Origin of the sequence: Methyloceanibacter stevinii, assembly GCF_001723355.1 — a bacterium.
Classification (GTDB): domain Bacteria; phylum Pseudomonadota; class Alphaproteobacteria; order Rhizobiales; family Methyloligellaceae; genus Methyloceanibacter; species Methyloceanibacter stevinii.
Map to the genome: position 1 here is coordinate 516,628 of NZ_LPWE01000012.1, position 13,442 is coordinate 530,069.

Consider the following 13,442-nt stretch of genomic DNA (forward strand, 5'->3'; position numbering starts at 1 on the left):
CCGTCGATCCGCGCATGGCGCAGAGGATGTCGTCAGCTAGCTCCCGATCGCCATCCAGTAGCCGCCGACCCCGGAAGCCGAACCGGAGCTCGCGATGGTCGTCGCAATCGTGAAGCCAGACGCCGTCACCGAAACGGGAACCGAGAGTCGGTCCGCCAGGCGGGCCGAAACCGTCACCGAGTAGACGGTCGTGGGGAAGGTCAGCGGATACACCACCGGCCCGTCGGATCCGCTATACCCCCACTGCAAGATGAGCCCGCCGGGCAGCTGCACATAACCGTTCGTGCCGAGGCTCATGGCGCCGGCGAGCCCCGCCGGCGTCACGGCGCGCTGCGTATCCGTTCCGGACAGAACCTCCGCCGGCGTCGCAAGTTCGACCAAACCAGGATTGGATTCCGACGCGGCCTGCACCAGTTGCGCGAAGACGATTGGATCGGTGTCGAGCGTCCCTCCCCGGTTGGATGTACACTGCCAGACGGTCCGTACGTTGAGCGTGCCCTCTTGCACCGTCACAAGCGCGCCCGGGTGCTGGTCGTAGGCCGACAGGCCGAACACCCGTGCGGGCGATACGCCGACGACATAGATGCCGTTCTGCTCGGGCGACGCCTGATCCTTGACCAGGACGAGATCGCCTGAAGCGAGCGTGACGCCATCGATCACGTCGCCGCTATTGAGTGCGCTCGCGATGACGATATCGGACGTCGTCGCGGCCCGCGCCGTGAAGGCCGGCCCTGCGTTCTCCGGCAGCCAGGTGATCCCGGCGGACCAATCGGCGCTTCCCGCCGAGAGCTTGAAGTAGAGCGTCGGCTGACCGGCATTGCCGCTGTCCGAAACGACGAGCACGGAGAAGGCCGTAACCTCGTCGTCATAGGCGGTGCGGCCGGCGAGTTCGTCCACGGCGGCATCCGGCTGATAGGCCGGACCTTCGGGGCCTTGCGGTCCTTCGATCCCCGCCAGCGTCCAGTCGGCCCCGTCGAACCGGTACATCGCGTCTTCGTCCCGGACCCAGGCGATCCAGCCGGAGCCGCTGCCTGCTCCCGGCAGATAGGATCGCCACTCGCCGTCGATGTAGCGGGCGATGCGCTTCTCCCAGCCGACCCAGGCGCCGGTGGCCGAACCGCCGCCGCCCGCGACGATATAGCAATCGCCTTCCGCCGGACTGCCGGGCGGCTCCAACAGATCTTTGTCGAGCACGCTGAGCTGCACCAGCGTGTCGAGCAACGTCATCGCCTCGTTATGCGTGACATGCTTCTGTGCTTGCGCAGCCGCGATATAGGGGATGCGCAGCTTCGCGCTTTCTTCGGCCATGTTTGCCTTCCGGGTTTGATGAGAGCTGAAACAACACCGCGCTCAAGCAGGCCGCTAGGCCGGTAGTGCAAAGATCAGTGCTGATAGTCCCAGATCAATTGCTCTGAAGCGGGTCCGGGTCCGTAGACGGGCGAGACCTGCGCCACGCGCAACGGCACGTTCCATTGCGGCGCACCGAAATCGTCCGACTGCATGGCCGCCGAATACGCGAAGGACGGCGTGTTGCTGTCCACACTCCGCAACACCGAACCGCCGGGTTCGTCGAGGATGTCGAGCCGGTAAAGCTCGACATCCTCACCCAGCGGCACCTCCAAGCCTTCCCAGCTGTCGCCGCCGAAACGCGTGCGGCGAATCCACTCGAGGAACCAATCGCCGGTCGCCGCATCGCGCTTGCCCTGAATGTGCACGGGCGACAGAGGCCGCAGACCGAGCCCTTGCGCGGCATAGGACACGCTGCCGTAGGTATCGGACTCGAAGCTTTCGCTCACGGGCCCGTATTTATAGTTCAGCGCGAGGCCCACATCGTCGGGGCGCAGATTGAGCGCGGTCACCGAGCTGTTGACCAGGAGGAAGCGTGCACCCGCCGGTACGGGATCGCGCATGGCGCCTTCCGTTCCGTTCAGGCCGCGCAGCAAGATCGACAAATCGTAGGTGCCCGCCTCGACCAGCGCCGCCAATTGAAACTGGATCAGCTCGAAGGCACCGTCCGCGTCTGGATGGCGGCGAAGTTGGCGCCATTGAGCAGCGCTTCCTCGGTGACGGACTCAAGCTCGCCGTAGTCCAGGGCGACCCGAATGACGTTGCTCTTGTCGTAGCGGTACAGCGGTCCCGAATAGGTATCGAACACCGTGCGCCCCATGGTGGCGCGCGCCGGCACGATGGCGTTCAACTCGTAGCCGCTGGTCGACGGCGAGCGGTATACGGCGACGGCCCCGGACCAGGGATCGGCGTTGGCGGCGACATAGCTGCATAAGGGGGCTCGTCGCCCCGCAGCAGCGGCAGATCCATGAACACGGCGTCGGTCGGCCCGTATACGGTAACGGGATCGAACTCGCGCTCCTTTTCCGGGGCTACGACGGAATCGAGATTGAACGGCTCGACCGAGCGCGCCTCGACATCTTTGAAGGTGGCGTCCCGCGTTTCCGTCAGCCGCCAGAGCGTGTCGCGGCTACCCGAAGACAGCGTGACCACGTCGCCGGGCGCGAGCGCCGCCGGCTCGGCCGGCAGCGCGAAGGCGCCCCGTTCGCGCGCGGCCCATGCATCGCGCAGCCACCCCTCCGCGATGGCAAGCGCCTTGCCCTGCCCCATCACGATCGGCACGTCCGCTGCAGCGCCCCGGTCGCTGCGACTGCCGAGCCGCCGCGCCTCGACCGCGCCTTGCGCGTAGTCGTGATTGCCGTCGATGTAAGTGATCTTCGCAGACAGCGGCAGCTCCGTCTCCTGGCCGCGCGTCAGCGTATAGAGCGGCGCGTCCGGATCGGTCTCAACAAGGCCGTCAGGCGTGACATTCGCGACCGACCCCAGAAACCCGCGATGGGCGAACTGAATGAGCCCGCCCGACTCCGATGCGTCGAACAGAAAGCCGAGCCCCAGCGGCTGCAGCGCCTCGCGAACCGACATGATGCGATCGATCACGAACCCGTCGAGGAAACCGTAGAGCTTGGTCACGTCGTAGCGGAAGAAGCCGTAGTCTTCGAGGATCGCCCGCACGACCGCCGCCAACGCGCCACCGCCGACGCGCCCGGTCAGCCAGTGACCCCGTTCCCAATTGCCGCCATCGGCCCAGACCGACGACGCATAGGGAAACGCGGGAAACGGGCGCGCATCCCAGGTGTAGACGAAGATGCGCGAGGCATCGACCATGCGCCCGCCATAGACGCCCGAGACCGGGTTCTGCCCGGACACATAGTCTTCGTGGCTCGGATCGAAATAGCTCTGGATCGCCTGGATGTAGCGGCGCTGCACGAGATCGTCGCGCACGCCGCGCGAGAAATACGGTGCGAAAGATTCCGAGCTCTTCGGATCGATGAAGACATTCGGCTGGTTCGGCCCCTTGTCCACGGCCGGACACCCGACCTCGGTGAACCAGATGGGCTTGGACTGCGGCACCCAGCCCGTATGCGCGCCGCCCTCGACGCCGCCTGGCCGGTCGTAGTGATGGTTCTGCCACCACTCCTTGATGGCTTTGGTCTTGTAGATCCACGGCTTGCCGTACGCGCCGTCGGTGATGGGCAGCCGTGTCTGAGCGAGACGTTCCGCGCTCGCCTCGTTGCCGGTCGCGCGCGCCGGGTAGTACCAGTCGAAACCCTCGCCGCCGCGAATGTTACTCCGCAAGTAATCGAGATCGTAGATCGACTCCCAGCCCGCCTGCCGGTCGAGATGCGCATCGCCGTCGCGCCAGTCGGCGAGCGGCCAATAGACATCGATGCCGACTGCATCGATATGCGGCGAGCTCCAGAGCGGGTCGAGATGGAAATAGACATCGCCCGTGCCGTCGTCGGGCTGGCAGCCGCGATACTCCGTCCAGTCCGCACCGTAGGTGATCTTCGTAGCCCCGCCGAGTACGCCGCTCACATCGGCGGCGAGATCCACGAGCGCATCGACGAAGGGAAAACTACTCTCACTCTCACGCAAGCTTGTCGCACCGCGCATCTCCGAACCGATGAGAAACGCGTCGACGCCCCCCGCCGCCTTGCACAGATGCGCGTAGTGCAGAATGAAGCGGCGGAAGGACCACTCTTCAGGGCCTGCGTAGGAAACGCTTTCACCGTCGATGGCAAAGTCGCCGGGCTCCGCCCCGCCCACGAAGGCGGCGACTTGGGTCCCACAGAGGGGCGTCTTGTCCACCGTGCCGCCGAGACCCGGCGCCGGGTCGCAGGTGATGCGCCCGCGCCAGGGATAAGGCGGCTGGCTCGCAGCGTCCGAATACGGGTCCGCCAGCGCATTGTCGGATGCCACGTCCATGGAGATGAACGGGTAGAACGTGACTTTGAGCCCACGCGCCTTCAGGTCCTGAATCGCGGCGACCACGGCCGCATCCGCCGGCGTGCCGCCATAGGCCGGACGCCCGTCCTCTTCGGACACCACATGCGCTTCGGCGCGCGATAGTCCGCCGACGGACCATTCATAGGGCCAGGTCTCCTTGGCCGCGACCTCGACTCCTGGCTTCACCTCGCACAGGCCGATGCGCAAATCCGTGCCAAACCAGCTCACCACAACCGACACGTCGGCGACATTCGGCAGTTGCGCCTCGAGCTGATCGAGCGCCACGTCCCAGTCCGTGCCGCCAAGGGCAGTATGCAAATTTTCGGAGACGGAGGCGCCGTTTTCGATGCGCACCACGCGGTCGGTGTCGTAGACGAACTCGCCGGCGCTCGGGATCAGATTGACCGCCCGCACTTCCTCTTCGAAATTGTCCACCGCGCGGAACACTTCGAAATTGAGTTGCGGCAGCCGGTTGCCGAAGCGCTCTAAGGCCAAGTTCTCGAACACCACATAGGCGGTGCCGCGATAGGCGGGCACGCGATCGCTGCCGCCCTGCTTCGAGGCGATCAGCCCGTCGCGGCCTTGGCCCTCGCCGCCGAGATGGACGCGGATGGTGAAGTCCGACTGGCGCAGCTCCTTGCCGTCCGCCCAGATGCGCCCGATCCGCGTGATCGGCCCTTCGCACACCGCATAGGCCGCGTTGGCGTAATAGCTGTAGTCGACAGTCTTCACGGTCTGCTGCGCGCTTCCCTGGCTCCCCTGCCCCGAGCCGCCCCCGCCGAACACGTTCTTGCCGCCGCCCGTCTGCTGCCCGCCGCCTGTCGTCTGGGTGGTGACGGTCACCTTTTCCTTGAAGCGCGTGGCCCAGATGAGATGGCCGGGCAGACGTGCGCGCCCATAGACGCGCGGCAGCGGCGTGCCCTCGCTGGACGCGCCCACCTGCACATCCGACAGGCGCGGACCTTCGAGCACTTGCGTCTCGCCGGAGCTCGCGGCGAGCGGCGCCATCAAGGAGCGGTCGAGCAGCGCGCCACCGACCGAGCCCAATGCGCCGCCGATAGAGGCGCCGGTCAAGGCCGTGCCGAGCACGCTGCCGGGAAAGATCGCGCCGCCCACGGCGGATCCCACGGCACCGAGAACCAGTGTCGCCATTAGAATGTCTCTCGTTCTGTAGTGATAGCGCTCCACGAAGACTGGGAGCGAAGCCGCGCTCAGAATTTCAGCCTCGTCATGCCCGGACTTGATCCGGGCATCCACGAGTGGCTGTGCAGCGTCTCCAAGACGTGGATGGCCGGGTCGAGCCCGGCCATGACAAGGTTAGCGAGTGTCCGGAAAGCGGAAGGCGGCGACGGCGCGCCGCCGCCACCAGACGCCCAACGGGATCTCGACCACGCCGAGACCTTCTTGCGCGTGAACCATGTGATCGCCGTTGACAAGAATCCCCGCGTGTTTAGCTACGCCCTTGTCGCGCATGCGGAACACGAGCACGTCGCCGGCCTGCGCCACGGCCACGCTATCGAGCGGCACCAGATGCCGGCAGGCGGCGGCGATCAGCGTTTCCGATCCAGTCGCGTTCCCCCAGTCGCGGCTATACGGCGGCATCGCTTCGGGCTCGGGCCCATACAGCGCGCGCCACACCCCGCGGATGAGGCCGAGGCAATCGCAGCCGGCGCCGCGCACGCTCCCCTGATGGTGATAGGGCGTGCCGAGCCAGCCGCGCGCGCATGCAACGATGGCGTCGGGTTGGGGCATGAATTTGAGAGATTAAGCAAACCAGCAAGTTGATGGAGCTGGATCAGTTCCCGGGGCTTGTCTCGGAAGCGGCGGAGGCGGCGCTTCCCTGTTGTTTGATCGGGGGGGTGGCGACGACTCCACCGCTTCCCTGTTGTTGGATATGTGGCGGGATCGCGAATACCAATCGGTTCAGGCTAATCAGGATGAGAATTTGCCACAGCAGCACACCTAGCGCTGACATGTTGGCGACCGCAGCAGCAACCTCGCCGCCGCACACTAGGGGCTTCACAATTACGATCAAAACACCGACACAAAACAAACCGATTAGCCACGCAGCATTTTTCTTCAAGTTGTCGCGTGATTTATCAAGGCCAATTGCCTGATATCGCTCCTCTATCTTGTTAAATTCGAGATGAATATTAGCGATAGATGCCAAGGTAATGGCAAGAATAACACCCAGAATGTTCAAAAAATCTGATCCAACAAACGCTTCAAGGAATTTGTTAGAATCGCTAACCCAACTCGGCCTCGCCGCAGCCAGAACTACCGAAACAGCAGCAAACAAAATTAGCGATATATACGACAGTGTTTTCATTTTGGAAGCAACCTGCCGATTGCATGCATGATCTCACGAAAGAATCTACGCTCACCTTTCGTATGATGATCTATATCTAGGTTGACCTTTTTTTCATGACTGGTTGAGCTGTATCTCGACCCGTCCTCAGCTTCTGCCGCCAGTTCTCCAGCCCCGCGCTCGACATAGTCAACTATGCCCCCCACGCGTTCAGCCTCTATTTTTAGCGTTGTATCACTTTCGAGCTTCGCCGAAACGTTGGCTACGTTCACCTTGTCGCGCAAAGCCCGAAGTTCTTTTTGGAAATCGTCAACATCGTCGAACATGTTCGGCGCGGCGACGTCGAAGCTTAGCCACACGATCTGATTGCCATGCTCTTCCGCGAACTGCCAGAACGAGCCAGCCGAAACCAAAGGAAATGCCTGCGTCTGAAAGGGAGCCCCTTCCTCGTGGTTCATTTCTCGGACGAGAGATTCCAGTAGCGCCTTCGGCTTTCCCAGATCTGCATTGTACTCCATAGAGATCAGTTGACTGTCGTTCTGGGTGTCCACGATCGTGAAGATCGCCTGCCAGGACATATGCTCTGTCGGCTCCAATCCCTCGTCCGGAGGAGTACGCTCATACTGGCGCATCTCACGTGCGATCCAACCGAACATGAGATGAGGATGGTCCTCACTGCCAATACGAGTCTCAGGCTTGAATACGAATTTCGAGCGGTAGTGAATAAATTCATGCTTTTGACTGAAGAATAGTCGGAGCCAGTCCTGTCGCGTAAGCGGGGATCCATCCGGCGCCCGCTTCACAAAAAAGTCTGCCTCTTTCGCCTTTAAGGACAGGCGAAAAAGATAGAACTCCATGTCTCCCCCCGAACTTCATTGCTCCATCTGGATCGGTTGTATTGGATATTCTACTCAATCACAACTTGGGATCGGCGAGCATAAGGTGATGGCGCAGGACCGCATCCAGCCGTCGCGGCAGAGCATCTCACCGCACGCGTCCTCCATCATTCTTGTCGCTGCGGCTGACCACGCGGAGCATGAAGTCGTTGCCGGGCACGTGGGGGAAGCCGCGGAAGTTGGCCGTGTTCGAAAACTTGGCCCGGCAGGTGCCGAATTGCTTGTCGCAGCCGGCCTGCACTATGAACCCGTCCCCGGCCGCGATCGCCTCGGACGCCGCCTGCCAGAGCTCGATGGTTACGCCGCTCGAGGCCTTGGCGTGCAGCTTCACTTCGCTCGTGCACCCGTCATTCGCGCCGGACGTCCAAATCAGCAGCCCGCGCGTGAACCAGTTGGAGGCATAGCCGTTGAGACCCGACGCCGTGAAGCGCCGGGGCGAGGCCTCGAGGCTCGCCACCCGTGCCGTCCGCCGAAAACGCCGCCTGGTCCAGATCGATCTTGCACGCGCGTCTCCGAGATCCGCATCGCAACCATATTGGATGATGCGGCCCTTGGGCTGCTGCAGCGCGTGGGCGAGCCCGCGCACCTCGCAGCGGAAATGATGCGCCCCGCGCGACACCTCCCCGAGATTGCCTCCGCGCATGAGCACACGCTGGTCCGGGTCGGCCCAGTTCACGCGATAGATCTCGATCGCCGCATTGTCGAACAGGCCGGCCGCGAGGTCCGCCTCGTTCAGCCGGTCGGACTTCAGGGCGCCGTCCACGTCGAGCGTGTCCACGTTGAGCCCCACGGCGCTCGCGATCTCCGAGCCGGTGAAGCCGCTCGCGGCCTCGTACAAGGTTCCGCCGAAATCGAGATCGCGGTCGTGATCGGTGAAGCCGAACGAGACGGAGTCATTGCGCGTGATGCGCCAGCACCAGCACAGCGTCGTGGCGCCGCTGTCGAGATGGTCCTGAAGCGCGGACGAGATCGCCCTCATAGGCGCACCTCCACAATCGGAATTTGCGGGATCGAGCCCGCCTCGAAATCGCTGAGGTCGATCTCGAGCCGGTCCGTGTCGAAGCGCACAGGCACGTCAAATTCGAAGCCCGCCGTGACGGGCGCGTCCGCGGGCGGCACCGCGCCGGGCAGGAACGTCACGAGCCCGGTATTGGTACCGAGCGCGTAAGTCTCGGCGTCCTGCACGACGCCATCGACCGCGACGGACACGGTGCCCGCGACCGGAAGCGCGATGGTGCGCGCCCACGGCGCATAGGCGGCGCCATAGGTCTTGGCGAGCTGGAACGCGGACGTCGCGCCGTCCCCTAAGCCAATCGCCTGGTCGGTTGCGGCGGGTGCTTCGGAGGGCGCGCAGGACTTGTAGTCGCTCCAGTCCTTCCAGCAGAAGGCATGCAGCCGCCCGCGCCGCTCCTCGAAAAAGGCGAGCACGGCGTGCAGATCGTCAAGGCTCTTGATGCCGTAGCCCGCATCGTAGCGGCGCTTGGAATCGGCCCAGCGGCTGTTGCGCTCCTCGTAGCCGGAGCCGAGCACCACGATCTCGGTGCGCCGTTCCGGCCCGCCCCGGCTGCCGCGTGCCACACGCGTCGGAAAGCGCACATCGTGAAAGGCCATTCGTCCGTACTCCACCTAAATACGTCAGTTCAGTCATGGCCGGGCTTGACCCGGCCATCCAAAATTTAGGAGTGCCGCACGGCTGTATGCGTGGATGCCCGGCTCTTCGGCCGGGCATGACGAGGAGAGAGAAGGCGGCGACGCCGCGCGTTACAAATTCCGTTGCCCGCGGCCGACCGTGCGCGAGAGCATGGCCGCGATCTGCCCTTCGGAGCGGCGGAAGCTCTCGGCGTCCGGCGTGGTCACGTTGAAGGTCACGTTCACCGCGCGCGCTGCTCCGTCCGCCTGCACGCCGAGCCGGCCGTCTTTTCCGCGCGCGAGCGGCAGCACCGCCTCCGGCCCCGCCTCGCCTGCAAGCCCGTGCGGCGCCCCGTGCCCCAGCGGAAACGTCATCGGAGACGAAATCACGCCGCCCTTCGCGAACGGTACGGGCAAGGTGCTGCCGAGCCCAGCACCCGTGACGAGCCCCGACAGCGCATCGCCGAACGTCCGGCTGATGGGCGCGAGCGCGGCCTCCAGCGTGTTCTGCGACAGCGACAGGGCGAGAGAGCGCACCACGTCCGAGAGCTCGCGGCCCTTGAGTGTCGCGTCCGTGAAGGCGCCCGTCAGATTGCCGGCGAAGCTTGCGCTCAGCCGGCTGGCGTCCGCGAGCGCGGCGCGCAACGGCGCGATGTCGCCGCCAATGACGACGTAAAGCCCGTCGCGGTCATCCGGCATGCTGTGCTCCATCGGGATAGCGTTTCATCAGCTCGGCAAGGTCGCCGCGCGTGGGTGGCGTCGCCGCTTTACGTGTGCCGAACGCGCCGCGCAAGGCCGCGTCCAGCTCGCGCGGAGTCATGGCCCAGAAGTCGCCGGGGCGGAGGCGCAAGATCCCGAGCCCGGCCTCCATGGCGGGTGCCCAAGGAAACGGTTCGCGATGTGCTACGCCGCCTCTATGTCCAAAGGGCCAGTTGGCTCCATGTGCTCGGGCAGGCTGCCGTCCCGCGCCGCCGTGAACGTCGCCGCCAGCAGCCGCGCGACGATGTCGACGAATCCAGCAGCGCCGCCCGGCGCGCGCATGGCGCCGACGGCTTCGTCACCAATCTCGTAGCCCGCGCCGCGCAGGCCAGCGCCGATCATCCGGATCGCATCGGCCGCCGCGATGCGCCCCGCTTCGAAGCGCTCGGCCACGGCCAGCATGTCGTCCTCGCCGAACGCGTGCTCCAGCTCCGCCAGCGCGCCGAGCGTCAGGCACAGCCGGTAGGTCTTGCCGTCGAGGACCGCTTCGATCTCGCCGCGATGTGTGTTGACCATGCCCGTCCCCTACGCCGCGGTGAAGGCGAGCGCGCCGGCGGATTCGAGGCCGAGCTCGAAGCTCACCTCGCCGTCGTGGCGTCCGCCATATTCCAGAGTCACGATCTGGAACGGGCCTGCGATCGTGCCGAAATCGGGCACGATCACCTGCCAGTCGCGCACCGTACCGTCGAAGAAGTATTGCCGCAGCGTCTCGTCCGAGGCGGCGTCCTTGAAAATGCCGCTGCCGCTGAGCCGCGCAGTCTTGAGGCCGGCGCCCGCCAGAAGTTCGCGCCAGCGCCCGGCGCTCTCCTGATCGGTGGCGTCCACCGTGGCAGCGTTGAACGCGAGCGATCGCGCCCGCAAACCGCCCACGGTGACGAACGTGCCGCCGCCGTCTGAGTCCACTTTCAATAAGAGATCCTTGCCCTTCTGCGCCGTCATGGTTGTTCCTCGCGTTGAGACAAACAAAAAGAGCGGCCCCGAAGGACCGCTCTCGAAAAACGTCGTTTACTGAATGAGTGCCGGCGCTAGCCTGCTATGCGCGCCTCGACCATTTTGCGCAGGATCACCCGATCGCGGGTGGAGACGCCGATAAGCTCGGCCACGCGCCAGACGAGATTGGACTCGAACTCGTCCACGACGCCGTCCGCCATGACCACTTCCCACAGCATCTCGACGATGCGCTTGCGCCCGTCCTGATCGAGCTCGCGGCACAGCACCTTGGTGAAGCGATAGAGATCCACCGCATCGCGCTCTTCCGCACTTGCTTCCTGGAACAGCCGCTTGAGCTCGTCGGGCGACAGGTCGAAGCTCCGCTGGAGCAGCGCCTTCACCTTCTGCTTTTCATTGCTGTCGAACTTGCCGTCGATGCTGCCGGCGTTGATCAGCAGCGCGGCCGAGGCGATGCGCAGCTCCTCCTCGTGGAGGCCTTGAGTTGCGTCTCCTCGTCGACGCCCTCGACGAAATTCACCAGCTTGGTCCAAAGCGACATACAGATCCCTTCCGGCCAGATCCTTTTCAGCCCCCTACCGGGGCGCGTTCCGTTCCCGCACACCCCTATAAAACAACGATGGCCGGGACAAGCCCGGCCATTTCGGAAATCGTCAGTTTGTGAAGCTTACGCCGCGGCTGCTGCTGCGGCTCCGTCACCGCGCGGTAGCGCACGATGCCGTGCATGGTCTCGCCGTCGGGATCGATCCGCGCCTCGGCGAATTCGTGGCGCAGATTGACCAGATAGTGGTCGTCGAGGCTGAGCGGCTGATCGTGCAGCAGCGCCCTCACCGCCTCCATGATCTCTTGGACTTCTTCGGCGCTGTCCGCGCGGGTCCAGACATGGAGCGTCAGATCGTGCTCGGTGCCGGGCTCCGTTCCGGTGCTCCAGTCCAGGGTCACGGTCTGACCGAGCGTGATGTAGGGCAGCGCCTGACCCTGCGGGGCCTTGCTGTAGATTCGGTCTCCGCCGAGCCGGTCCGTCAGTGCGGTCGCGTTCGAAAGCGTCTGATAGATGCTGCGTTGGAGATCCCAACTCGCGGCTGCCATGCTGTCCTCCACCAAATCGTTGACGGGCATTTAGGGACGCCGGCGCCCAATGCAATGGGATGCCTCAGTGCTTGGCCCAACGCGCCCGTAGAGTATTTGTGAGTTCTTGCTTAACGCGGGGTAAACGCGCGCGGAAAACCGGCCAAAGAAAAGGCCTTGCGCGCATTTTCCGCGTCCCGAATTCCAGGAACCGCGCGGCCCTATGCCGCGTCCCGATGGCGAAGAGCGCCCGGTCGCCGGTGCTCTCGTCGACCGTCTCGAGCGTTCCGCCAAGACGGCCGGGCGCGCCCGCGCCGCCTCGGCTGAATAGCCACCGCCTGGCCTGCCAGGGTCTCTCGAACCTCTCTTTCGAGCCCCCTCGCCGCCAAGCGCCGGCGCAGCGCTTCGAGGCCTTTGACGCTCACGGCAATCACAGGTCGCGCTCCTCGCACAGACAGCGCAGCCAACGGCGCCGCTCACCCACATCCACGGCGGTCAGGATTTCGAAGACACGTGTGCCGAAAACAAAGCGCATGGCAGGCCGGACGCCGTCCCGGTAGCGCAACACGATCTCATAAGCTCGCTTGCCCGCAAGCCGCCCGGCCTCGATCCCTTCGGAGCCGCCCACGGGCGTCGCTTGCGCCCAGACCTCGGCCACATCGGCCCAGCTCGTCGTGGCGCCGCCCGCCCCGTCGCTGACACGCTGCACCTCCTGCAGCGTCAGACGGTGGCGGAGATCGCTTGGGGACGTCATAGGCGCACCCGGCGATAGGGCTGCAGCAACCCGGCTGCGATGGCCGGGACGCCTTGCGGGCCCGGGCCCAGTTCCACCGGCTCGCGCCGCTCGAACCAATGGGCCACGAGCAAGAGAAGCGCCTGGCGGATGGGCTGCGGGACATCGGCTGCCGCATCGCCGAAGCCCGCGACAAACGAGACCTCGAACCCGTTGAAGGGCCGCAAGCCCGCCGACGGCACCAGCGCGGTCAGCACAACACGGGCGGGATCGGACAGCACATCGATGTCGTAGCTTCCCGCATCGACCGTGGACATGCCTCCCTCGCCGCCATGCAGGTTCACCGCGCTCACCGCCTGCACGGGGCCGAGCGGCAGAGCCACGCAGCCACGCTGCGGCACCGCATCGAGGAAGTGCGACCAGCTCTGCGTGATGAGCGCGAGGCCGAGCGAGCGCTCGACAAGCATCCGCGCTGCCACGATGAGCGAGGAGATTAGCGTGTCCTCGTCGTCCGTATCGATGCGCAAATGCGCCTTGGCCTCGGCCAGGCTGATCGGTTCGGCGGCGGGCGCCGCCGTCAACACATGCACCATGAGATGTCCTTCGAGAAAACGCGCGCTCAAGTAGCGCGGAGCGCGATAGCGCAAACAAACGAGCCCTCAAGTAGCCGCTAGGCGCTGGGCAAAGAAACAAGCGCTCAAGTAGCGCGAAGCGCGGTAGCGCAAAGAAGAAGAGGTGGCGGCCGCTCACGCGAGGGAGGGGGTGGGCGCGCGAAGCGGCCGCCGGCCGGCCGGGCACGAACTGGATC

The 13,442-nt window shown here is 64.9% G+C and carries 18 protein-coding genes; all 18 read right to left on the reverse strand.

The features are described from left to right. Nucleotides 1–36: 36 nt before the first annotated feature. The 18 genes from AUC70_RS12105 to AUC70_RS12175 all read right to left on the reverse strand — a co-directional run bounded on the left by AUC70_RS12105 (nucleotide 37) and on the right by AUC70_RS12175 (nucleotide 13,227). Nucleotides 37–1,308 (reverse strand): DUF2793 domain-containing protein, encoded by a 1,272-nt coding sequence (locus AUC70_RS12105; RefSeq protein WP_069445066.1) that lies wholly within the window; start codon nucleotides 1,306–1,308, stop codon nucleotides 37–39. A 74-nt stretch (nucleotides 1,309–1,382) separates the two neighbouring features. Next, nucleotides 1,383–1,985 (reverse strand): GTA baseplate fiber-binding domain-containing protein, encoded by a 603-nt coding sequence (locus tag AUC70_RS18095; RefSeq protein WP_244505604.1) that lies wholly within the window; start codon nucleotides 1,983–1,985, stop codon nucleotides 1,383–1,385. Between the two features lie 11 nt (nucleotides 1,986–1,996). Then, nucleotides 1,997–2,185: a GTA baseplate fiber-binding domain-containing protein gene (locus AUC70_RS18100; RefSeq protein WP_244505605.1), complete on the reverse strand. Its 189-nt coding sequence runs from the start codon at nucleotides 2,183–2,185 to the stop codon at nucleotides 1,997–1,999. 8 nt (nucleotides 2,186–2,193) lie between these two features. Continuing rightward, nucleotides 2,194–5,445, reverse strand: coding sequence for a baseplate multidomain protein megatron (locus AUC70_RS12110; RefSeq protein WP_244505606.1), 3,252 nt, complete (start codon nucleotides 5,443–5,445; stop codon nucleotides 2,194–2,196). Nucleotides 5,446–5,610: 165 nt separating this feature from the next. After that, nucleotides 5,611–6,045, reverse strand: coding sequence for a DUF6950 family protein (locus AUC70_RS12115; protein ID WP_069445067.1), 435 nt, complete (start codon nucleotides 6,043–6,045; stop codon nucleotides 5,611–5,613). A gap of 43 nt (nucleotides 6,046–6,088) precedes the next feature. Next, nucleotides 6,089–6,622, reverse strand: a complete 534-nt coding sequence (locus AUC70_RS12120; RefSeq protein ID WP_069445068.1) for a hypothetical protein — start codon at nucleotides 6,620–6,622, stop codon at nucleotides 6,089–6,091. After that, nucleotides 6,619–7,458, reverse strand: a complete 840-nt coding sequence (locus AUC70_RS12125) for a hypothetical protein (RefSeq protein WP_069445069.1) — start codon at nucleotides 7,456–7,458, stop codon at nucleotides 6,619–6,621. Before AUC70_RS12125 ends, AUC70_RS12120 begins: the two co-directional genes overlap by 4 nt. 127 nt (nucleotides 7,459–7,585) lie before the next feature. Beyond that, complete coding sequence (locus AUC70_RS12130) at nucleotides 7,586–8,476, reverse strand: DUF2163 domain-containing protein (RefSeq protein WP_069445070.1); 891 nt, start codon at nucleotides 8,474–8,476, stop codon at nucleotides 7,586–7,588. Beyond that, entirely contained in the window at nucleotides 8,473–9,108 is a 636-nt protein-coding gene (locus tag AUC70_RS12135) for a DUF2460 domain-containing protein (RefSeq protein ID WP_069445071.1), read from the reverse strand. The genes AUC70_RS12130 and AUC70_RS12135 overlap by 4 nt, the downstream gene beginning before the upstream one ends. 150 nt (nucleotides 9,109–9,258) lie before the next feature. After that, a complete protein-coding gene (locus AUC70_RS12140) occupies nucleotides 9,259–9,825 on the reverse strand; it encodes a phage tail tape measure protein (protein ID WP_069445072.1) in 567 nt (188 codons plus the stop codon). After that, nucleotides 9,815–10,141, reverse strand: coding sequence for a rcc01693 family protein (locus AUC70_RS18905; protein ID WP_425283602.1), 327 nt, complete (start codon nucleotides 10,139–10,141; stop codon nucleotides 9,815–9,817). The genes AUC70_RS12140 and AUC70_RS18905 overlap by 11 nt, the downstream gene beginning before the upstream one ends. Continuing rightward, a complete protein-coding gene (locus tag AUC70_RS12150; protein WP_069445074.1) occupies nucleotides 10,030–10,401 on the reverse strand; it encodes a gene transfer agent family protein in 372 nt (123 codons plus the stop codon). Before AUC70_RS12150 ends, AUC70_RS18905 begins: the two co-directional genes overlap by 112 nt. Before the next feature lie 9 nt (nucleotides 10,402–10,410). Further along, complete coding sequence (locus AUC70_RS12155) at nucleotides 10,411–10,824, reverse strand: phage major tail protein, TP901-1 family (RefSeq protein ID WP_069445075.1); 414 nt, start codon at nucleotides 10,822–10,824, stop codon at nucleotides 10,411–10,413. Between the two features lie 86 nt (nucleotides 10,825–10,910). Then, nucleotides 10,911–11,366 carry a tellurite resistance TerB family protein gene (locus tag AUC70_RS12160; protein ID WP_069445076.1) on the reverse strand — a complete coding sequence of 152 codons (456 nt, stop codon included), beginning with the start codon at nucleotides 11,364–11,366 and terminating at the stop codon, nucleotides 10,911–10,913. A gap of 73 nt (nucleotides 11,367–11,439) precedes the next feature. Further along, a complete protein-coding gene (locus AUC70_RS12165) occupies nucleotides 11,440–11,922 on the reverse strand; it encodes a DUF3168 domain-containing protein (RefSeq protein WP_083241531.1) in 483 nt (160 codons plus the stop codon). A 64-nt stretch (nucleotides 11,923–11,986) separates the two neighbouring features. Further along, nucleotides 11,987–12,139: an HK97-gp10 family putative phage morphogenesis protein gene (locus AUC70_RS18910; protein WP_425283603.1), complete on the reverse strand. Its 153-nt coding sequence runs from the start codon at nucleotides 12,137–12,139 to the stop codon at nucleotides 11,987–11,989. 192 nt (nucleotides 12,140–12,331) lie between these two features. After that, nucleotides 12,332–12,655 carry a phage head closure protein gene (locus tag AUC70_RS12170; RefSeq protein WP_069445078.1) on the reverse strand — a complete coding sequence of 108 codons (324 nt, stop codon included), beginning with the start codon at nucleotides 12,653–12,655 and terminating at the stop codon, nucleotides 12,332–12,334. Next, nucleotides 12,652–13,227, reverse strand: a complete 576-nt coding sequence (locus AUC70_RS12175; protein WP_069445129.1) for a head-tail connector protein — start codon at nucleotides 13,225–13,227, stop codon at nucleotides 12,652–12,654. The genes AUC70_RS12170 and AUC70_RS12175 overlap by 4 nt, the downstream gene beginning before the upstream one ends. Nucleotides 13,228–13,442 lie beyond the last annotated feature (215 nt).

Coding starts and splice junctions, on each gene's coding strand:
- AUC70_RS12105 (WP_069445066.1), bottom strand. CDS start 1,308: ATGGCCGAAGAAAGCGCGAAGCTGCGCATCCCCTATATCGCGGCTGCG.
- AUC70_RS12110 (WP_244505606.1), bottom strand. CDS start 5,445: ATGGCGACACTGGTTCTCGGTGCCGTGGGATCCGCCGTGGGCGGCGCG.
- AUC70_RS12115 (WP_069445067.1), bottom strand. CDS start 6,045: ATGCCCCAACCCGACGCCATCGTTGCATGCGCGCGCGGCTGGCTCGGC.
- AUC70_RS12120 (WP_069445068.1), bottom strand. CDS start 6,622: ATGAAAACACTGTCGTATATATCGCTAATTTTGTTTGCTGCTGTTTCG.
- AUC70_RS12125 (WP_069445069.1), bottom strand. CDS start 7,458: ATGGAGTTCTATCTTTTTCGCCTGTCCTTAAAGGCGAAAGAGGCAGAC.
- AUC70_RS12130 (WP_069445070.1), bottom strand. CDS start 8,476: ATGAGGGCGATCTCGTCCGCGCTTCAGGACCATCTCGACAGCGGCGCC.
- AUC70_RS12135 (WP_069445071.1), bottom strand. CDS start 9,108: ATGGCCTTTCACGATGTGCGCTTTCCGACGCGTGTGGCACGCGGCAGC.
- AUC70_RS12140 (WP_069445072.1), bottom strand. CDS start 9,825: ATGCCGGATGACCGCGACGGGCTTTACGTCGTCATTGGCGGCGACATC.
- AUC70_RS12150 (WP_069445074.1), bottom strand. CDS start 10,401: ATGGTCAACACACATCGCGGCGAGATCGAAGCGGTCCTCGACGGCAAG.
- AUC70_RS12155 (WP_069445075.1), bottom strand. CDS start 10,824: ATGACGGCGCAGAAGGGCAAGGATCTCTTATTGAAAGTGGACTCAGAC.
- AUC70_RS12165 (WP_083241531.1), bottom strand. CDS start 11,922: ATGGCAGCCGCGAGTTGGGATCTCCAACGCAGCATCTATCAGACGCTT.
- AUC70_RS12170 (WP_069445078.1), bottom strand. CDS start 12,655: ATGACGTCCCCAAGCGATCTCCGCCACCGTCTGACGCTGCAGGAGGTG.
- AUC70_RS12175 (WP_069445129.1), bottom strand. CDS start 13,227: ATGGTGCATGTGTTGACGGCGGCGCCCGCCGCCGAACCGATCAGCCTG.